The 18,922-nt window shown below is 56.5% G+C and carries 24 protein-coding genes; 8 read left to right on the top strand and 16 right to left on the bottom strand.

Annotation, left to right across the window (positions count from 1 at the left end; genetic code table 11):
- Positions 1-8: 8 nt before the first annotated feature.
- From U9O48_RS01765 to flgB, 5 genes are read right to left on the bottom strand one after another with little or no spacing between them, the layout of a single operon-like run.
- On the bottom strand, positions 9-740 hold the full coding sequence (locus tag U9O48_RS01765; RefSeq protein WP_285145937.1) for a flagellar basal body rod protein FlgF: 732 nt from the start codon (positions 738-740) through the stop codon (positions 9-11).
- Entirely contained in the window at positions 740-1,927 is a 1,188-nt protein-coding gene (gene flgE / locus U9O48_RS01760) for a flagellar hook protein FlgE (protein ID WP_285157518.1), read from the bottom strand. The genes U9O48_RS01765 and flgE overlap by 1 nt, the downstream gene beginning before the upstream one ends.
- A 12-nt stretch (positions 1,928-1,939) precedes the next feature.
- Positions 1,940-2,632: a flagellar hook assembly protein FlgD gene (flgD, locus tag U9O48_RS01755; protein ID WP_282494784.1), complete on the bottom strand. Its 693-nt coding sequence runs from the start codon at positions 2,630-2,632 to the stop codon at positions 1,940-1,942.
- 3 nt (positions 2,633-2,635) lie between these two features.
- The gene (gene flgC, locus U9O48_RS01750) at positions 2,636-3,061 is read right to left on the bottom strand and encodes a flagellar basal body rod protein FlgC (protein WP_285145934.1); all 426 of its coding nucleotides are present in this window, start codon (positions 3,059-3,061) and stop codon (positions 2,636-2,638) included.
- Positions 3,062-3,080: 19 nt separating this feature from the next.
- Positions 3,081-3,431 carry a flagellar basal body rod protein FlgB gene (gene flgB, locus U9O48_RS01745; protein ID WP_282494786.1) on the bottom strand — a complete coding sequence of 117 codons (351 nt, stop codon included), beginning with the start codon at positions 3,429-3,431 and terminating at the stop codon, positions 3,081-3,083.
- Positions 3,432-3,518: 87 nt separating this feature from the next.
- Here flgB and flgA point away from each other — a divergent pair, with 87 nt between their 5' ends.
- From flgA to U9O48_RS01720, 5 genes are all read left to right on the top strand, one after another.
- Entirely contained in the window at positions 3,519-4,304 is a 786-nt protein-coding gene (gene flgA, locus U9O48_RS01740; protein ID WP_324723394.1) for a flagellar basal body P-ring formation chaperone FlgA, read from the top strand.
- A 128-nt stretch (positions 4,305-4,432) separates the two neighbouring features.
- Positions 4,433-4,705, top strand: a complete 273-nt coding sequence (gene flgM, locus U9O48_RS01735; RefSeq protein WP_282494788.1) for a flagellar biosynthesis anti-sigma factor FlgM — start codon at positions 4,433-4,435, stop codon at positions 4,703-4,705.
- A gap of 2 nt (positions 4,706-4,707) precedes the next feature.
- A complete protein-coding gene (locus U9O48_RS01730) occupies positions 4,708-5,145 on the top strand; it encodes a flagella synthesis protein FlgN (protein ID WP_282494789.1) in 438 nt (145 codons plus the stop codon).
- Position 5,146: 1 nt separating this feature from the next.
- Entirely contained in the window at positions 5,147-6,280 is a 1,134-nt protein-coding gene (locus U9O48_RS01725; RefSeq protein ID WP_324723393.1) for a hypothetical protein, read from the top strand.
- 2 nt (positions 6,281-6,282) lie between these two features.
- A complete protein-coding gene (locus U9O48_RS01720) occupies positions 6,283-6,948 on the top strand; it encodes a glycosyltransferase family 25 protein (protein ID WP_324723392.1) in 666 nt (221 codons plus the stop codon).
- Positions 6,949-7,040: 92 nt separating this feature from the next.
- On the opposite strand, the gene U9O48_RS01715 is transcribed toward U9O48_RS01720, so the two are convergent.
- The 3 genes from U9O48_RS01715 to U9O48_RS01705 form a co-directional block, all read right to left on the bottom strand.
- The gene (locus U9O48_RS01715) at positions 7,041-7,928 is read right to left on the bottom strand and encodes a nucleotidyl transferase AbiEii/AbiGii toxin family protein (protein WP_324723390.1); all 888 of its coding nucleotides are present in this window, start codon (positions 7,926-7,928) and stop codon (positions 7,041-7,043) included.
- Complete coding sequence (gene abiEi, locus U9O48_RS01710) at positions 7,918-8,457, bottom strand: type IV toxin-antitoxin system AbiEi family antitoxin (RefSeq protein WP_324723388.1); 540 nt, start codon at positions 8,455-8,457, stop codon at positions 7,918-7,920. The genes U9O48_RS01715 and abiEi overlap by 11 nt, the downstream gene beginning before the upstream one ends.
- Before the next feature lie 149 nt (positions 8,458-8,606).
- Positions 8,607-9,044 carry a hypothetical protein gene (locus U9O48_RS01705; protein WP_324723387.1) on the bottom strand — a complete coding sequence of 146 codons (438 nt, stop codon included), beginning with the start codon at positions 9,042-9,044 and terminating at the stop codon, positions 8,607-8,609.
- A gap of 480 nt (positions 9,045-9,524) precedes the next feature.
- Between U9O48_RS01705 and U9O48_RS01700 the strand changes: the two genes are divergently transcribed.
- Genes U9O48_RS01700 through U9O48_RS01690 form a run of 3 tightly spaced genes read left to right on the top strand, consistent with a single transcriptional unit; the run spans position 9,525 to position 10,920 of the window.
- Positions 9,525-10,082 carry a type IV secretion protein Rhs gene (locus U9O48_RS01700; RefSeq protein WP_324723385.1) on the top strand — a complete coding sequence of 186 codons (558 nt, stop codon included), beginning with the start codon at positions 9,525-9,527 and terminating at the stop codon, positions 10,080-10,082.
- A complete protein-coding gene (locus U9O48_RS01695) occupies positions 10,079-10,420 on the top strand; it encodes a putative T6SS immunity periplasmic lipoprotein (RefSeq protein ID WP_324723384.1) in 342 nt (113 codons plus the stop codon). Before U9O48_RS01700 ends, U9O48_RS01695 begins: the two co-directional genes overlap by 4 nt.
- Before the next feature lie 5 nt (positions 10,421-10,425).
- A complete protein-coding gene (locus tag U9O48_RS01690) occupies positions 10,426-10,920 on the top strand; it encodes an Hcp family type VI secretion system effector (RefSeq protein ID WP_324723383.1) in 495 nt (164 codons plus the stop codon).
- 71 nt (positions 10,921-10,991) lie between these two features.
- Here the strand turns inward: U9O48_RS01690 and U9O48_RS01685 are convergent, their stop codons facing one another.
- The 8 genes from U9O48_RS01685 to fliE are packed head-to-tail and all read right to left on the bottom strand — an operon-like array spanning position 10,992 to position 18,918.
- Positions 10,992-11,930, bottom strand: coding sequence for a hypothetical protein (locus U9O48_RS01685; RefSeq protein WP_324723382.1), 939 nt, complete (start codon positions 11,928-11,930; stop codon positions 10,992-10,994).
- Positions 11,931-11,964: 34 nt separating this feature from the next.
- The gene (locus U9O48_RS01680; RefSeq protein ID WP_324723381.1) at positions 11,965-13,344 is read right to left on the bottom strand and encodes a glycosyltransferase family 2 protein; all 1,380 of its coding nucleotides are present in this window, start codon (positions 13,342-13,344) and stop codon (positions 11,965-11,967) included.
- A 1-nt stretch (position 13,345) separates the two neighbouring features.
- On the bottom strand, positions 13,346-13,789 hold the full coding sequence (fliJ, locus tag U9O48_RS01675) for a flagellar export protein FliJ (RefSeq protein WP_282494796.1): 444 nt from the start codon (positions 13,787-13,789) through the stop codon (positions 13,346-13,348).
- Between the two features lie 6 nt (positions 13,790-13,795).
- Positions 13,796-15,115 (bottom strand): flagellar protein export ATPase FliI, encoded by a 1,320-nt coding sequence (gene fliI / locus U9O48_RS01670; RefSeq protein ID WP_285150591.1) that lies wholly within the window; start codon positions 15,113-15,115, stop codon positions 13,796-13,798.
- Positions 15,108-15,854: a flagellar assembly protein FliH gene (gene fliH, locus U9O48_RS01665; protein ID WP_282494798.1), complete on the bottom strand. Its 747-nt coding sequence runs from the start codon at positions 15,852-15,854 to the stop codon at positions 15,108-15,110. The genes fliI and fliH overlap by 8 nt, the downstream gene beginning before the upstream one ends.
- A 2-nt stretch (positions 15,855-15,856) precedes the next feature.
- Positions 15,857-16,891, bottom strand: a complete 1,035-nt coding sequence (locus U9O48_RS01660) for a flagellar motor switch protein FliG (protein WP_282494799.1) — start codon at positions 16,889-16,891, stop codon at positions 15,857-15,859.
- Positions 16,860-18,536, bottom strand: a complete 1,677-nt coding sequence (fliF, locus tag U9O48_RS01655; protein ID WP_324723380.1) for a flagellar basal-body MS-ring/collar protein FliF — start codon at positions 18,534-18,536, stop codon at positions 16,860-16,862. The genes U9O48_RS01660 and fliF overlap by 32 nt, the downstream gene beginning before the upstream one ends.
- Before the next feature lie 10 nt (positions 18,537-18,546).
- Positions 18,547-18,918, bottom strand: a complete 372-nt coding sequence (fliE, locus tag U9O48_RS01650) for a flagellar hook-basal body complex protein FliE (protein ID WP_285145921.1) — start codon at positions 18,916-18,918, stop codon at positions 18,547-18,549.
- Positions 18,919-18,922 lie beyond the last annotated feature (4 nt).

Genomic DNA, 18,922 nt, shown 5'->3' with positions numbered 1-18,922 from the left:
GAAAAAAATCAGGCGTTACGCAGCAGGCGATTGCCCGCTGTCGCCAGATCTTCTGCCGCCTTCATCATTTTGATTTGCGCTTCGAACTGACGGTTGAGCGCGATGCTGGAGACCATCTCGTTAATCGCCGAGACGTTCGAGGTTTCCAGGTGGCCGGAAACCACTTCCACCTCTTCGGTACGCGGATTGACGTTGGCGTTGGTCACCAGGAAACCGGCGCTGTTTTTGCTCAACTGGTCAGCGGCGATATCCACCAGCTTGATGCGGTCGACGTCCATCGGCGCGGCAATATCACCGTCGTCCGCCACGATAGTGATCACCCCGTCGTCGGCGATGCTGACGGACGAGAACGGCGGGAGCACGATCGGGCCGTTGTCGCCGGAGACCGGCAGGCCGTCGATGGTCAGATCGCCTTCCGGGCCGACTTCCATCTGGCCGTTGCGGGTGTAGACCTCGCGGTTGCCGCTGACCAGCGCAATCAGGCCGCTACCTTTAACAGCGACGTCAAGATCGCGCCCGGTTTCACGCGTCGCGCCCGGCGTCAGATCGACGCCGCCCTGCTGCTGTTGCACCAGAAAACGGGAGGCATAACCCTCCCCCTGAATCTGCTGCGACATCGCGCTGTCAAGATCGTGACGAAAACCCTGGGTGTTGACGTTCGCCAGGTTATTCGCGTGGATCTGCTGCTGGGCGAGGCTGCGGGACGCCCCGCTCACGGCGGTATAAATTAAGTGGTCCATTACAGGGCCTGGAACAGCGAATTCATCATGCTGTCGTTGGTGCTGATCACTTTGGTGTTGGCCTGGTAGTTACGCTGGGCGGTCATCAGCCCGACCAGTTCGGCGGTGAGATCGACGTTAGAGCCTTCCAGAGTGTTGGAGCTGATCGCCCCCAGCAGGCCGGTGCCCGGTGCGCCCGTCAGCGGCGTGCCGGAACTGGCGGTTTGCGACCAGGTGGTGCCATCCTGGGACGAGAGGCCGTTCGGGTTGGAGAAGCTCGCCAGCACCAGCTGGCCCTGCAACAGGCGCTCGCCGTTGGAGAAGGTGGCGTAGACGCTGCCGTCTTTGTCGATCATCTGCCCGGTACGTTCGCCCGAGGCGTAGCCGTTACCGCTGTTTTTGCTGACCGAGAAATCAGAGCCGAACTGGGTGGTGCCGCTGTAGCTCAGGGTCAGTTCGATGCCTTCCGCGCCAGGAATATCTGCATTAACGGTCACCGGCCCGGTCGGCGCCTGCAACACGCCCTGCTCGGTGAAGGTCATTTTCTCGGTGGTGCCGAGATCCTGATCGTCCATGTAGTAGTGCACTTCCCACTCGTTGTCCGAGGTTTTCACGAAGTACTGCTTCATGGTGTGTTCGCGGCCCAGGGAGTCGAACACCTGCGTGGCGTAGGTATGGTTGTAGGATTTTTCGTCCTTCGGATCAAAGGTGGCGTTTTCCGGCAGCTTTTCGTTGGCGTTCAGGTTGGCGGTAAAGTCGAGAGTGCTGGTCGCTTTCGCCGGAATCGAGCCGCTGCTGATGGTCAGATTGCCGATGGTGCCGGTCTGTACCACACCGTTAGCATCGACCGGATAACCCTGCAGGTACATGCCCAGGTTGTTGATCAGGTTGCCGTTGTTGTCGGTTTGCATATAGCCCGCGCGGGTGTAGGCGGTGGTGCCGGTGCTGTCGCGCATCATAAAGAAGCCGTCGCCGTTGATCGCCAGATCCAGGCTGTTGGCAGAGGCAAAAATGGTTCCGCTTTTGGAGATACTCTGCGCCACGCCGGTGACGCCCACGCCCAGCGGCTGGCCTTCGGCATATAAAGAAGCAAACTCAGCGCGGCCGGATTTAAAGCCCACGGTGCCGGAGTTGGCGATGTTGTTGGAGATCGCCCCAAGCTGTTGGTTGATGGCATTCAGGCCAGAAACTGCAATATCAAAGCTCATAGTAATTCCTGATTAACTCGTTAATCCCTTAGGGGTTTTATCGCTGGATTGACCAAACTGGGTGATGTTGTTGTACGCCACTTCGCCGATGCCGGTGATGTTGAGCACGGTCGCGGTGCCGTCGAGCGGGATGCGCACGTTGCTCACCACGCCGCCGACTTCGATCGGCACTTTGGCCGGTTCGTTGTCGGTCATCACGGTCATGGTGTACTTGCCCTCTTTCAGCCCCAGTTCCTGCGGGTCGATAGTGAAGTCCACGGAACCGGCTTCCTGTTTGCCCAGCTCGATTTTGGTCTCGGTGCCGCTTTCGTCTTTGACGATCACCGTGACGGTGTTGGCGGCATGATCCAGCGTCAGACGGCCTTCAATGTTGGTGCTGCCGTCGGTGTTGATGGTGTCGGTCTGAACCATCACCTTCTGGCCCACCAGGTTGCCCGTCGACAGGGTTTGCAGGTTGTCCATCAGCACCGCGTTGTTGGCCATTAATTTCGACATGGTCTCCATCGACTGCACCTGGGTCAGCTGCGCGAGCTGGCCGACGTATTCGGTGCCGTCGGTCGGATTCAACGGATCCTGGTTCTGGATTTGTGCCACCAGCAGCTGCATAAACAGGTTGTTCATCCCCGCCGCGCTATTGTCATTGGCGGATACACCGCTGTCGTAAGTGGTGGTACCGGATTGAGTGGAAACGCCATTCACGCTCATCTATTACGCCTCGCCCAGACGCAGCAGGCTCTGCTGCATGCTTTTTACATTGTTAAGAACATCGACGTTGGTTTCGAAGTTGCGCGACGCGGACATCATGTCCGCCATCTCTTCCACCACGTTGATGTCGGGATACCAGACGTAACCGTCCGGGTTCGCCATCGGGTGATGCGGTTCATACCGCTGCACCGCATTGCCGGATTCCACCACGTCCATCACCTGCACGCGGGCGCCGGACAAGCCGTTGTTGTTCAGCAGCTCGTCGTTCTGGTACACCGCCGCGAAGACCGGACGACGCGCTTTGTAGACGCCCGCTTCTGCCGTCGCCGCGGTGTCGGCGTTGGCGAGGTTACTGGCGACGGTGTTCAGGCGGACGGTTTGTGCCGTCATGGCCGAGCCTGAGACTCGGTAGATATCGGTAAAAGCCATTAATCGTTACCTGATTCAATTACTTGCCTTCAATGGCCTTCTTCAGGCCAGTGAATTTCATGTTTAAAAACGCCAGGCTCATCTGGTAGTCCTGAACATTTTTAGCAAACTCTGTTTGTTCCACATCCAGCGCGACGGTGTTGCCGTCCGAGGAGGGCTGATAGGGCACGCGATACATCTTCTGCGCCGCCGAGCCTGGAAAGAAATCCCGCTGCGAACGTTGCATCTCCGCGGCAAAATCAATATCTTTAGCCTGGAAATTGGGTGTATCGACGTTAGCCAGGTTTGCTGAAAGCAGTTCCGCCCTGGAAAGTCGAAGTGCTACAGCTTGCGGATGAACGCCCAATGCCTTATCAAAACTAATACTCACAACTCACTCCTTCGTGATGGTGGACAGTGCCGATAGTCCGTGTTGCTGCAATCTTTAAAGCAACTATCGTGCCAGGTTTATAACATCATGATTCATAGCGTTTTATCACCATCTGCACCGCATAACGGGAAGGGCTTTTTCCGCCTCACCCTGGCCGCAGCATTACTGTGCTTTGCCGCGACTTCCGCCGCCGCGCCCCCGACGCCTGCCAGCGCCCGTAAGCAGGTGCATACCCGCGTCCAGCAGGCGGCTTCCGACACCATTCGCCAGGAAGCGCAGCGCAATCGCTGGGAGGATTACCAGGCGAAGCTCAATCTGTTTATTCCTTCTGAGATCTCGCAATACGCCCCGTGTGGCGCGCCGCTGACGGTCAGCATGCCCTCGGGCGAGCGCCTCGATCTGCGCAGGCTGCGCTTTGACGTGCGCTGTGACAGCGCGAACGGCTGGGAAGTGGCGGTGACGGTCAAACCGGATATCTATCTTTCCGTGCTGATGGCCAAAAACACCCTTGAGCGCGGGCATGTGCTCGGTCCCTCCGATATCACCCTGAAGAAGTTCAATATCAGCAACTTGCGCAGCGGATACATTACCCATCCCGACGACGTGGTGGGCCTGACGCTCAAGCGCCGCGTGCGTGAACTTCAGCCGTTGAGCATGAGTCAGCTGGATTCGCCGGTGATGGTCGAGCGCGGTCAGCGGGTGCTGATGATTGCCGATCAGGACGGCGTCGAGGCCCGCACCATGGGGATCGCCACCAAAAAAGGGCGCAAAGGCGAGATGATCAAAGTGAAAAATGAGAGCAGCGAGCGGGAAGTGACCGCCATCGTCAGCGACATGGGCGTGGTCCGAACAAACCTCAGCGCGAAAAATTAAAAAACTTTACGCCGGGTTTAAGTTTCGCCCTCAGCGCGTCGCTTTACAGGGGTAAGGAGATCGGAAAGGTTTTTTCCGCCCGCCAGATAGCTGACGCAACCTGCACAAACAAGAAGATGGAGTAAGCGATGAAAGTGACATCCCCACAGTACGCCATGACGAGCGCGATCAATCAGTCCAGTGCGACAGCACAGACTCGCACCGCAGGTGCTGAGGAGATGAAAGTCGCACGCACCACTGCCATTGACCCGGTTCTCGGAGATGCGCAGACGCAGCTGGCTACGATGCCAGAAGTCGATATGGCGCGCGTCGCCAGCATGAAAGAGGCTATCGCCAGCGGGAAAATCAGCGTCGATCTCGATGCCCTGACCAGCGCGATAGAGCAATACTATCAGAGGTAAACATGAGTAACGCCGCACAGAGCGTCAAAACGCTGATCCAGGGGATGGTTGATGACCGTAACCGTTACGGCCAGCTGAAATCCCTGCTGAAGGATCAGCGTCAGCTGCTGATCGCGCGCAACGCGCAGGAACTGGAGGCGCTGAACGCCAGCATTTTCACAGTGTATGAGCAGCTTCTGGAAAACAGCCGACAGCGCTATCAGCTCCTGACCCAGCTCGGGATCCCCGCCGGCGCGCACGGCCTGCGTACGCTCTTCACCCGCCTGCCCGCCGCCAATCAGTCACAGCTCAACACGCTCTGGGATTCGCTGGAGCAGATCGCCGCCGAATGCAAAACCCTGAACGACAGCAATGGCATGGTGCTGGCGATGCAGCAGGACGTTCTGCAAAACCTGTTTAACGTGGGCGAGCCGGAGAACTGGCTTTATCGGCAGGTGTGAGATGATTGGCTTTTACATGGAAACCATCGAGAACGCGCAATTTTATTCCCGCGTGATCAACGCCCTGCCCGCCGACGAGCAGCAAGCGATTGTCGCGATTTCCCCCTGGGAGCCGATCTCGGAGTGGCTCAGCGAAAATCTCAGCGACATCACTCTGTGCCGCATCGCCGGGGAAATGAATCTCCCCACACCGGACGCTTTTCAGCAACAGAAGCCCTCGCTTTTTAGCCGCATTGATAGCGATATCCGTGGATCACGCGAATTTTTGATTCAGAAGCTGGAGTATCAACGCTGTTGGAACATTTATCTGTATATCCTGCTCCAGCTGATGAACAAACCAGAGCTGAACGGCCTGAGGAAAATGATCCTGTGCTCAGGAAATGGCCTGGCTGAACTGCCCGCCACGCTCTTTTGCCAGCAGCGCAGCATCACAACGCGCTACATCGAACTGTCGAATTTTCCCAACAAAGTGTTTATCGATCCGCAGGGTTCCAACGCCCGCTCTGCGCTGGCACTTAACCCGAAATGCCTGGATGCGCTGCCCGACGTGCCGGAGGATTTCCACACCCAATGGATGATCGGGTACGAAGCTGAAAAACGCCAGCCGCCGCTGCAGGCGCGCAACAACCCTTGTGAAAAGCTGATCGCTGAGATTTCTCAGGACAGGGTTCTTGGGCATCAACGTGGTTTTATTTTTCTGCCGCTGCAGGTCTCATACGATACGCAGCTGTGGCTCAATGCCGATCTGCGCAACGAAGAGGCCGTCCGGCACGCCAGTCGCCTTGCGCGTCAGGAAAAACGCGATTTGGTGGTCAAAATTCACCCGGCGGAAACGGAGCCATCGGAGCTGGTCAACATTGCCAAACTGCAGCAACGCTACAAATTCAAAATTACCCAGGAAAACACCCTCGATCTGATCAAAGCCTCTTCCCGAGTGGTCACCATAAACTCAACCGTCGGCCTGGAAGCGAAGCTGTATCACAAGCCGGTAGAGGTGTTGGGGCGAGCGTTTTATCAGAATTTTAGCCACGAGCAGCTCAAAAAATATCTCCATCGCTATCTGTTTACCGGGGTAGAAGTGCGGGCAAGCGCGCCCATTCCCGCAGATATCGCACGCGCATTTATCAGGCACTGATCATGAAAGAAACGATTCACTGGGCCGCCTTTTCCCGGATTGTGTACATCAATCTGACCCACCGCCGCGACCGTAATGTCCATATGAGACGACAGTTACGCGAGCTGAACGCCCCCAAAGAAAAAGTGATCCGTTTCGAGGGAATTAAAGCCACGCCCGGTGCGGTGGGTTGCGTCAAATCGCATATTGCCGTGCTGGAGATGGCAATAGCGGAAGGCTGGGAAGATGTGCTGATTCTGGAAGATGACTTTGAGTTTATCCGCGACGGGCAAAGCGTTGCCAGACTTAATGCCTGGCTAAAAACACTCGGCGCCATTAACTGGGACGTCGCCCTGCTGGCGGCCAATTATCAGCTCGTGACACCGCTGAAAAGCATTGATTATCTGATACGGGTAAACCGGGCATGGTGTTCCTGCGCGTACCGGGTGAAGCGCCACTACTTCGCGACCCTGCGCGAGAATTTTCGCCAGAGCCTGGCCATGCTGGAGCAAGAAGACGCCCCACAACATGCCGTACTGGACGTGAACTGGTGGCACCTGATGATGAAGGATTGCTGGCTGGGGCTTTATCCGTGCGCCGGTTTTCAGATCCCGGATAAAAGCGATATTGAAAACACTGTCGTCGATTATCGCCCTTTATTCTTTAAACCTCTGGACGCGATTTCTTAAAGAGGAATTAGAGCCGCCAGTCAACATCGCCCGGCGGCACTTCGTTTGCACGGGCCTACAAAAACCGAGTAAGCCCAGGCCGGGCATTTTCCTCAGTGAAACCCCAGTTGCACTTGTTGCAGCAATCCAGTGATTTCAGCCGTCAGGAAAATAAAAAATTTCTCTTTATGCAGTGTACGCTCCTGCACGTCCTGCGGGATAAAACGCGCCATTTCGTTTCGGAAGGCATCGCCTTTTATAATATCGGGTAAGCGTGCGAGCATCGTGGCGACTTTTCCCGAATAATCCTCCACGGAGTAATCTGAGACTTTGTTTTTTATCCAGTCCATACGCACGATGGCGCCTTGTTGCTTCAGCCAACGCAAATCCCAGATATCTCGGTTGCGGACATAACGTTGCGTATTTACCAGCGAAACTAACTTATCAGCCATTATTTCATCCAGCGATTCGGCTAATACCAGCGTGTCGGAGTATCCATCGGGCAGAAATTCATAGTTTGCCAGCAACGCTTTGGGTTCTCGCGAATAAGAAGGAATATTCGCCACTTCGATTTTGATTCGTTGTCTGGGCAGATCTCTGCGTTCAGGCGCGGTCGTAATAGAAACCTGCCATTTATCCACGTTCAGACCTGCATATTCAGGCTCATCTTTGAGTTCCGCGGGCTCTTTAACCGAAACCTCAAAACCATAGCGATCGCCAATATAGCGCTCCAGACAGGTTTTCATCGCTTGTAGCTGTTTACTGTTGAAATCGACACCACCGGAAAAATCTAAATCTTCACTAAAACGCGGTGCGCCGTAACAGAGACGCAGCGAAGTCCCTCCCTGAAAAGTCAGCTGATCCAGCAGCCCATTGGCATCAAGACAGAAAAGGATATCGTAATGCAGAAGCTCTTTCTCAATCACCGGACGCATATGGGCACGCCCGGTCCCCTGCATGGCAAGCTCGGTGAGTTGGACAAAATTCGCTTTATTTGTCATTTAATAACGCCTTTTCGTTAACCAGATGAACATTACGACCGACTCGTTTTAAATCCCGCAGAGCACATTCAGGCGTAGCGATCCTTAACGGACGATTGACCTGCACCATTCCCGCCAGAATATCCTGCTGAGAGCGTTTGGTATGGGTAAACTCAATGGTACCAAAGGGGGTGTGATACGTGCCTTTTCTACCGGTCGTCATTACAGTGAGCCTGTCGATGGGGATCTGTGAAATGACGCCATATTCGCTTAAAGCGGACTCCAGACTGACATAGTTATACTCACCCCGTCTTAGCGCTCGGGCGATATGTTCGATGGCGTAACTGTCGCCACTATGAGCAAGGTTGAACAGATAAACGCCGCGCACAGGTCGAGTCAAAATACCTTCTTTCACCAGACGATTTAATCCTGCCTGGAGCGTTTTCGGGCTGTCTTCGGCAAACATCTTGCTCAGATCGGCGAGCGTAAAGACGTAGCGCCCTCGTTTGTCCCATTCGGTGAGTTTTTTTAGTGCACTGGCTCGGTTCATAAGTGGACGTTTACACCCTCTTTTTATGGCTTTGGTGTCCACATAACTATAATGCGATATTAAGTAGACATCAAACCCACAAATTTATGGTTTTGATGTCTACTTAAATTAAAGAGCTACTACCCCGGCCCGCAGGCGGGGCGTCTTCATTAGTGCGGCAGCTGCTCTCTGGCCCAGCGGGGCGCTTTGAGATCGCCGGCAAACATCCACATCAGCTCACACAGCAGCGCTTTCAGCGTCTTCTCGGTTTCCGGCAACAGCGATTGTCCGCACAGCACCAGCGTTAGCGACTGGCAGTAGTCGCACAGGGCTTCGGCATCCGGCTCAAAATACGGGGCTGATTCAGGCAGCGTATCGACGGTAAAACGTTCAATCAGGTGCGCCGGGATCGGTTCGCTGAGCGTCGGGCGCAGCAGCGCCAGACAGGCCCCGATGCGGCCTAACAGCGCCATTTTCTCCACGGGTTCGTGGCATTCCATCAGGGTTTCGGCAAAGCGATCGCAGCAGTCGGCGAGATCGGTGAAATCCGTCGCAGCGCTGAAAGGGAGGGTGAGGAGATCGTGGGCTGGGGTAAATAGGGTGGTCATAAAGAAAACTCCACTAGGTAATAAATCATTACCGCCAGCGGAAATGCTAATTTCACGGGTGGCGGAACCAGACGGCGTTAGCATTACCGGCCTTAGTGGACACCGGCGCGTCTTTCGACGCCACCGCCCGGCCCGCCATTGAGGTGAAGCCGTGCGCACGACACAAAAAAAGCGCTGGCGCGCCGGTGTGTCGCCACTAAGATAATACAGGATGCTAAACCCGGCACCTGATTTTGCAGGTGCGGGAAAAGAATACGGTCAGAGCTTTATTTTTAAAATAGTCATTACTGGAAGGAGTATCTAATTTTCGAATGTAATTGCAGGGAGACGAATTACATTAATTAGTTCAAGCAATGCGTTGACGTAATTTATTCGCGAGTATTATTGTTTAATAAATGACGCGAAAAATATCGCTTCTTTCATCTATTTTCTGGTTGTAGGATGAGTTGTCAATACCAACACGGATGAGAGGGTTATTGAATGTCAGTTAACGAAAGGATTGATCCAACATCAGGAACCCGGATAAAGCCCGATGGAGTAAGACTCCTTACGATACGTGAGATCGCCCTTGCTAAAACGTTGTTCGGGGGAAGCCTCATCTACAGTAAGATATGGGTGCATCGCGAAAGTTACCTCCCATTCAACCTGCAACCTATCGATATTGCAATGACTCCCAACGGTGAACTGTGGTTCCGAGAAGAAACCTATTCACACGATTTCTCTTTAGATCTCCTGGAGAAGAAGCACAGATTCATGCATGAAATGGTTCATGCCTGGCAAGCTCAAAAGGGAATGTTTGTCAGAACACGGGGTTTGTTCTCTCGTTTCGCTGATTACAGTTACAGCCTGGATAAAGCTGATCTCCTGCACTATGGATTAGAACAACAAGCATCCATAGCCAGTGATTATTGGCTACTACTTCACAATAGCTTAAAAGATTATTGCGACTTACATGTATATCGTGATTATAACCCTGATGAATCTGTTTACTCTTTGATTCAAAAATATAAAGCAGTGTTAAAAGGATTTCCTGGATGAAAAGATTAATCATCATTCCTCTAATATGTTTGCTGTCTGGTTGTCCAGGAGGAAGGCCAGCACCTGAAATCGGATATACTTACATAAATGGTGAAAGACTTTGTTTCAGCGTTAATAAAAAAGACGTCTTGAATTATTACCGTATTGAATCAGACCAGGAGGAAGGATATTCAGTGATAAAACACGATTCAAATCTAAATCTTTCCTATCCCGATGACTGCATTAATATAAAGTGGGAATATGGTTATAGCTATGCTATTTCATACGGTTTAAATGGCAAACATTATATTCATGAGTTTTTTATTAATAACAACGGACAACTAAGAGAATTGAGGTAATAAGAATGTCGCTACCCGCCTATTTATTTTTATATGATGAAAACGGAATGAAAGTCACCGGGGAATGTACGGCGCCAGGCCGGGAGGGTGCCATAGAGGTGATGAACAGCAGTTATGGCATACGAACCGGTGTCGATAGCCATACCGGAAGCCTGACAGGGACCCGACAGCATGATCCCGTTGTCATTCATAAGCAGTTAGACAAAGTCAGTCCCTATCTTGCTAATGCCATCAGCGAATCAAGACGATTACAGAAAGCCGTCATTAAATATTATGAGATTATCGAGGCGGGGATTGAAGTCGAGATCTATCGCATCACACTGGAAAGCGTCGTGATCTCGTCCTTAGATTTTACCCATGTCTATTATCCAGGGAGTTCCGCACCGAATATGCATGAGGTTGTGGGACTGAGATTCCGTGCGATTGAATGGAACTATGTCAGAGGGAATATTAAATATGACGATGCATGGATGAAGAAAAAGAAAGAAGAACTCAAATGAATAGTAGTAGACATCAAAGCCATAGATTTATGGTTTTGATGTCTACTTAAACTAAAGAGCTGAATAAGCCATCAAATCAACGACAACCCACACAGCAACGTGTAGTCCGCAGAATTCGCCCCTTTCCACACATTCCCGCGCTGCCAGCTGAACCAGGCGCTGAACAGGGCTACCACGTCGTCGTGGGTCAACTGGGCGTTGTCTTCCAGCCACATGGCGCACAGCATTTTCAGCTGGAACATCATCCGGGTGAGGGACATCAGCACATCGCCGTAGTTGTCGGCGTTCGGGCCGGGCAGGCATTCGCCGTAGAGTTTATAGATCAGGGCGTTGCGCAGGATATGCGGCTGATCTGTCAGGAGCGTGTTGCGGGCGGTCACTGCTTCCAGTTCACGTAAACGATCCTGCAGGCGGGCAGGCTGCATCACCGCCAGTTCGCTGAGCTTCAGCATCATGCTCATTTTCTGCATCGCGGGCAGGTTCAGGGTCAGGCGCATCGCGCCCATCTGCTCCAGGGCCTCCACGCGGTTGACCTCAATCGGCGGCAGGAGCTGCAGCTGTTCGTCCAGAATTCCACGCTCGGCCAGATCCGCGAGCTGCTCACCCATCTCCAGCAGCAGCTGCGGGTCGCATTGATCGTTATCGAGATAACGCTGGGCTTTACTCAGCAGCACGCCGGTCGCGTACAGGCTGCTTTCGAGGGTCAGCGCCGGGTGAACCGCCAGGTTGATACACTGCTGATTCAGGGTTTCGTCCCACGCGCTCAGCCCCAGCTCGCTCTCCGGGCGGGTGGTGGAGGTATGTAGAACAAAGGCTTGCGGGTTGAGCAGGATTTCGCGGGCCGCGGTTTCGCAGCCGGCGTCGAGGCTGTCGCGCTGCTGATTTTTCAGTTTTAGCTGCGTGGCGGGCCAGTCGTCCGCGCGGTTCTGGCAGGCAGGACAGTCGCACGGTCGCACGCGCTCGGCGAAGCGAATGACGTACTCGGGTTGGTAGTGCTCAATCAATTCCATAAGGTACTCCGGCCGCGGGCGTCGCGGCCCTTTTTCATTGAAAGTTTTTGCGAAAAAACCAGTGGGTGCAATCGACACTCTTTCCGCTTTCGCGGTCGGATATCTCGGGTAAAAAAGCGAAGCTCGGCTGCAGGCCAAGCCAGCAGTGGGCCTGCATTGGCGCAGGCCAGCAGGCATCAAGGCTGTACTGTTGCGCGATGGCCTCCCGGTAGTGGGCCAGCAGCTCGGGAAGGTATTTGCCGTTCACGGCATAGGCGCAAGCGCAGTCGGCGCGGGTAATGCGGGCCACGCCGGGCAAGGCTTTCAGGGGGGAAATGCGCTGGTAGCGCGCGCCCAGCAGCAGCCCCTGCCAGTCGATATGTTCGAGGCGGGAAAGCAGCTGGTTGACCGTTTTGATCGACATCTCTTTGCGCACGTATTTCACCGACGCATCCAGCAGCAGCACGCTGCGCCAGCCTTCACGCATCGCGGTGTCCAGCACCTCACAGTGCGTTTCCAGTTCGCTCTGCATACCGCGAGCAAAAGGCACAAGCTGACTGTCGTTCAGACCGAGCGCGGCCAGCGCCTGACGTTGGTTTTCAAGCTGCTCGGGCTGGTCGTACATCACCGCCACCTTATCGAGCGCCGACCACTGCACGGAGGTGCTCAGCGGCGCGTGGCTCAGGCGGCGATAGTGGCTCAGCAGATTGCGGTCCGAGACGAAATCGTCCAGCGTCAGATCCGTCGGCTGGCTGGAGCCGAGCACAAAATCTTTGTCATAGGTATTACTGCTGTGCGAGATGCACAGAATCGCCTGCTTGGGGTCAATCTGAAACACCGGCGACGTGAAGTTGTTCAGGAACGCCTGCTCTTCCGCCAGCACCGCCGTGTCTTCGTAGCGGTGGTTTTTCAGGAAGTTGCGGTGATAGGCAAACGTCCCGTTCAGGGCGTGGTGCGCGCCAAACGCGTGGGTGCGATAGATTTTGTCGAGATGGCTGTACCAGATATAAATCGTGTCGCTGCCGGAGAAGAGCGCGTTGTTGCGCTGCATCTCGCCCACCTGGGCGCTGATTTTGTTCGGCGGATAGTAATCGTCATCGTCGAAGCAGACGATGTACTCCCCTTTCGCCAGCGCGTTGAGCATGTTGCGTTTTTTGCCGAGATCGAGGCGCTCCGGGCTGTGGATGTAGCGCACGTTGTCCACGCGCGCATCGACCATCATCGCGATCAGATCTTCGTTGCTCTCCGCCGAGTCGTCGAGGATCACCAGCTCGCGTTTATCCGCCGGATAGTCCTGATACTGAAAGAGATAGAGCAGATAGGGCAAAAACGCCCGGCGATCCCAGGTCGGGCAGATCACGCTGACGAAAGGGTGCTCTGTGGTTTTTTTCTGCTGCTGGCGTTTGAGCAGCGTCTGCATCAAATTCGTAGCCATCTTATCGCTGTCGCTGTGCCTGCTGTTGTCTTAACCAGCACTGCGCGGAAACCGCGTCAGTGACCTTCTGCTCGCGGCGCTCCTGCGCCTGACGCAGATCCTGACGACGCCCGTCGAGCACCAGTTCGAGGCTCTTCTCCCGGCGCGACTCCGCCAGCAGATTGCCCTGCAACTTCTGCGCCTCGACGGTCGCGAGCGCCTGCTCCTGTCGCTGCCAGTCGATCACGCGCTGGATATTGCGCTTGTAGAACGACTGGTTGTTGAGCATGGTCGCGTTGCCCTGGATCTCCGGTGCGCTGTGGTTAACGAGATTCGACAGGGCGTGGATGTTCTTCTCCAGACGCTGGCACAGCTGCTGCTGGGTGGCGAGTTTGCTGCTCAGGTCTTTCACCGCGCGGTGGCGCAGCAGATGGAGTTGTTCGAGGGTGTGAATCAGTTTGCTCATCGTCGATTATCCTGCTTTCGCCAGTACGTTGAGATCGGAGATGGTTTTGTCGAGCAGGGCCGCGTCCTGCACTTCCTGCTGTAAAAAGCGGGTGATGGCCGGGGCGAGGTTGACCGCTTTATCGGCCATCGGATCGGCACCGGCGACGTAGCCGCCGAGCGGGATCAGCGGCTTGATGCTCTGGTATTCGGCGTACAGCTGTTTAAGGGTTCGCGCCGAAAGCTGGTGCTCGCGCTCCGTCACCTGGCTCATGCAGCGGCTGATGGACTGCCCGATGTCGATGGCCGGATAGTGCCCCGCTTCCGCCAGATGGCGCGACAGAACGATATGCCCGTCGAGCACCGCACGGGCGCAGTCGACGATGGGATCCTGCTGGTCATCGCCTTCGGCCAGCACTGTGTAAATCGCGGTCATCGAGCCGTGGCTTTCGCTGTTGCCCGCACTTTCCACCAGCCGTGGGATCATGCCAAACGCCGACGGCGGATAGCCTTTGGTAGCAGGCGGTTCGCCGAGTGAGAGGGCGATTTCGCGCTGGGCCATGGCGTAGCGGGTCAGGGAATCCACCAGCAGCAGGACGTCTTTGCCCTTGTCGCGGTAGTAGCTGGCGATGGTGTGGCACAGCTCGGTGGCCTTGATGCGCATCAGCGGCGATTCGTCCGCAGGCGCGGCGACAATCACCGATTTACGCCGTCCCTCTTCGCCCAGCGAATGTTCAATAAATTCTTTCACTTCGCGACCGCGCTCGCCGATCAGCCCCACCACCACCACTTCGGCCTGGGTGTAACGGGTGATCATCCCGAGCAGCACGCTTTTACCTACGCCGCTCCCCGCCATCAGCCCCACGCGCTGGCCTTTGCCGATGGTCAGCAGGCCGTTGATCGCCCGCACGCCGACGTCGAGCGGCGCAGCCACCGGCTGGCGGCGCAGGGGGTGAACCTGCGGGAGTTGCTGCGGGAGCACCGTGTCGCCGGAGAGTTTACCTTTATCGTCGATCGGTTCCCCGAGGCCGTTGACCACGCGTCCGAGCCACTGATCGCCAATCAACACGCCCTGCTGTTTGTCCATCGGATAGACGCGCGCGCCCGCCATCAGGCCGGACGGCTGTTTGAAGGGCATCAAAAAGGTCACGTCGCGATCGAAACCCACCACCTGGGCTTCGATAAACTCGCCATCCGCGCTTTCAACCTGACACAGCTGGCCGACGGCGAGACGACACCCGACGCACTCCAGCAAAATCCCCGCCACGCGCACCAGACGCCCGGCCACGCGGGCGAGGTTGATGTTGTCGATGGAGCGCAGAACCTGCGCGAAATCGGTATCACTCATCGCGGGATTCCGGCAGGAGCGTCTCTTTCAGCACGTCCATGCACTGGTCCAGACGGTGCTGGCATCCGACGTCCATCTCGGTGGTGTTGGTCACCACGCGGCATTCACCGGGGGCAAGGTCGGGGTCCGCCATCAGCCCCCACTGGGTCACTTTCTCGGGCTCGGCTTCGCTGATGCGGCGATGTTCTTCGCTGTTGAGCATGACGTTGATCTGCTCGGGTTGCTGGGGCAACGCGCTAAGCGCTTCCTCCACCAGGGTCAAAATCTGCGTCGGATGCAGGGTCAGTTCACAGCGGATCACCTGGCGGGTCACTTTCTCCACCAGCTGCAATAGCTCTTCGCGACGGCGCTGTTCGTAGCCCGCCATAAAGGTTTCCATCGACTGAATGATCTCATCCAGAGGGTGCGCCGCGTCGAGAAACTGCTGGCGTGCCTGGGTTTTGCCTTCGGATCGCCCTTTGCGCACGCCCTCGTCAAAACCGAGGCGCAGCCCTTCCTGATAGCCCTCTTCTTTGCCCTCTTCCAGGCCCTGGGCAAATCCGCGGTTCAGGCCGTCCTGAAACCCCTGCTGGAGCTGCTCCTGGATCGCCGCGCCGTCTACCGCCGCGGGAATGTCCTCCGCCACGCTGTGCGCCGGGCGGCGTTTGCGCAGCGGCGGGAATTTGTGCAGACGGGGTTTGATCACCGCCTGTCGGGTCGGGGTCAGCGCGCTGAGCGGTAAGCTGTGCTTTTTAAACATGGTTACTCCATGGTCTGTTCGGCAAACAGCTGCACCTGAATCTCACCCTCTTCCGCCAGCTGGCGAACGGTGGCCATGATCTCTTTACGCACATGGTCGACGCGGCTGACCGGAACCGGCCCCAGACGCGTGGTGGTGGATTGCAGCAGCGTCACCTGACGCTTCGGCATAACGTTGAAAATGGTCTGGCGCAGGACCGGCTCGGTGCCTTTCAGGGCCACCGCCCACTCCTCAATGGCGATCTCTTCCATCAGGCGCTGCAGCGTGGCTGGCGTCTGGCGGCTGAGGATGAAGAACTCGTACATCTCCTCTTCCAGCTCATCGACTACGCCCGCATCACGCTCGCGCAGCTGATCCAACAGCTGCTGCTGGTTGGACGGAATACGGTTCACGATGTTGGCCGCGTGTTTGATGCCGACCACTTTCGAGCCGTGTTCCGACAGCACCGCCACGCCGCGTTCAATCAGGCGGTCCAGCTCGTCAATCACGTCGCGGTTGACGTCGTCAAGGCGCGCAATACGCCAGACGATTTCATCCTGGCGCTCCTGCGACAACGCGCTAAGCACGCTGGCCGCCACGTCCGGCGGCAGGAAGGCGAGGAATACCGCCTGGAGCTGCAGGTGCTCCTGCTCGATCAGCGCCGCCAGCTGCGGGACATCGACCCACTGCAGGCGCGCCATACGGTGGCGGATCTCATCCCCGTAGATGCCGTTGATCACGCTACTGGCGATTTCGCCGCCCAGCGCTTTCTCCAGAATGCTGCGCAGATAGCTACGGGACGCACCGTTGATCCCGCTCTGCTCGCGGTAATCGTCAAAGAAGTTGTTCATCGCATAGCGCGCGTGGTCGACCTTCACGCCATGCAGACGGGCCATCGTATCGCTGAGCAGGATCACCTCATCGCGGTTCATCTTCTGCATCAGCTTCGCGGCGGCCTCTTCGCCCACGCTGAGCAACAGAATGGCGGCCTGCTCGAGGCGGCTGCGTCCACTTTTGACGCTGCTTTTACTGCTCTTGTTTATTAGCTGTTCGCTCATTGCTGTTGATCCATTGTTTCAGTACTTCAGCCATACGTTCGGTTTCGTTTTCCGCCAGCATCTGCAGGTATTCCACCTTGGTTTCAAGGCCAGAGCTGAGTGGCGGCAATTCGCTATCCTGATTAAACGCAGGTCCTGGTAAGCCGGTCAGGCCGTTTTCGGTAGTGACCAGATCATTTTCCGGTGCGTCGTCGTGCGTTTTCGCTTCGATGGCTTCAGCCTCAAGCGGTTCGCGGCGACCCAGGCGCTGCGCCAGCGGACGCACGCCGAACAGCAGGGTGAGCAGGGCCAGAAGGCCGATGCCGCCCGTTTGTCCCCAGTACTGAATGGACGGGTCTTGCCACCATTTCAGCACCGGCAGGCCGTCGACCGTCATATCGACAAAGGTCAGGCGGTCCAGCGTCAGGGAGTCACCGCGATCTTTTTCAATACCGGCGGCGTCTTCCACCAGGCGCGTCAGGGTGGCGAGTTGCTCTGGCGTCATGGAGGCCAGCGACGGTGCCGCCTGATTCAGGGCCACCGCCACGCGCAGTTTCTCCAGCTTGTAGCCGGGATGGCGGATGTGGCGGATATCGCGATCGAAGGCGAACTTACGCTGCTCCTGGGTACGGTTGGTGAGCGAGCGCGGATCGCTGGTCTGGGTTTGGGTGGTTTGCTGTTGCGCGGCGGCAGGTGCTGCACCGGCGGCGGGAGCGGTCACCGGGCGGTTGCTCAGTGAACCTGGAATGCCCATCGCCAGCTCGTTAGTGGTGTTTTCGCGAGAGATGTTCTCGTCGCTCACCAGCGGCTCTTTCCCGAGGCGCTCCTGCGTCTCTTCCACGCTGCTCATGTCCACGGACGGCGTGACGCTGATGCGGTAGTTTTCGCTGCCAAACAGCGGCGTCAGCAGCCCGGCGATGTTGCTGGTGGTTTCGTGTTTGATTCGCTCAATGACATCGCGCCCCTGGCGGATGCTGGCCATATTGGTGGTGCCCTGCTGGCCATTTTCCGACAGCAGATTCCCCGCCTGATCGACCACGCGCACGCTGTTGGCCTGCAGACCGGGCACGCTTCCGGCGACCAGCTGGACGATGGCGGCAACCTGCTGCTCATCCAGATGTTTGCCGTAGCGCAGTTGCAGCATCACCGAGGCGCTGCTCTGCGGTTTGTTGGTCATCACGAATGAGCTGGATTCGCTCAGGCCGAGATGCACGCGGGCGCTTTCGACCGGGTCGAGAGCCATAATGCTGCGCGCCAGTTCACCTTCGAGGCTGCGCTTGTAGCGAACGTTCTGGATAAACTGGCTACTGCCGAGCATCTCCTCTTTGTCCATCAGCTCATAGCCGTCCGGCGTCACCGCCGTAATGCCTTTCGCCGCCAGCGCCATGCGCGCGCGCGGGAGTTTGTTCTCCGGGATCAGGATCTGGCCGTTGTCGGGGTTGATGCGATAGGCAATCGCCTCGGCGCCCAGCACTTCCACCACCTGCGCCACAGGAATATTTTCCTGGCTGCCGTACAGGGCAACATAGCCCTGATTGCTGCGCCACAGGGAGAAGACGATCGCCCCCACCAGCAGCACACCGCCTGCGGTGATGAGCCACTGGGGTTTCAGCCGCCCGGCAGGGAACGGGATAGAGGAGAGTTTTTCTTTTAACTTATTCAGCACGGAGGAGACCTTAGAGCGGAGTATTCATCACTTCGTCGAGCGCAGTGGTGAGTTTGTTGCGAACCTGCATCATGGCGGAGAAGGCCACGCTCGCCTTCTGCGATTCGATCATCGCACCAGCCAGATCGTCGCTCTGTCCCATTTCAATCGCTTTTTGCTTCGCCCCAGCGGAGTGCTGCACCGCATCGACGTTATCAATGGCGTTGTTGAGCACCTGTGAGAAGGAGAGATTGCCTGCGCCCGCCACTTCCGGGAACGACGCGCCGGGGGCGATCATCTGCCCCTGATTCACGCCAGACGCGGCCATCGCGGCGGTGTTGTGCATTTTGCTAAGCATTGCCTGTTGGCTTGCCTGGAGTCCGATAGCGGAAATTTTGTCCATGGGT

The organism is Lelliottia sp. JS-SCA-14 (assembly GCF_035593345.1).
In the GTDB taxonomy this organism is placed as follows: domain Bacteria; phylum Pseudomonadota; class Gammaproteobacteria; order Enterobacterales; family Enterobacteriaceae; genus Enterobacter; species Enterobacter wanjuensis.
Note: the sequence above shows the minus strand (reverse complement) of the source record. Positions and strands in the feature narration are given on the sequence as shown.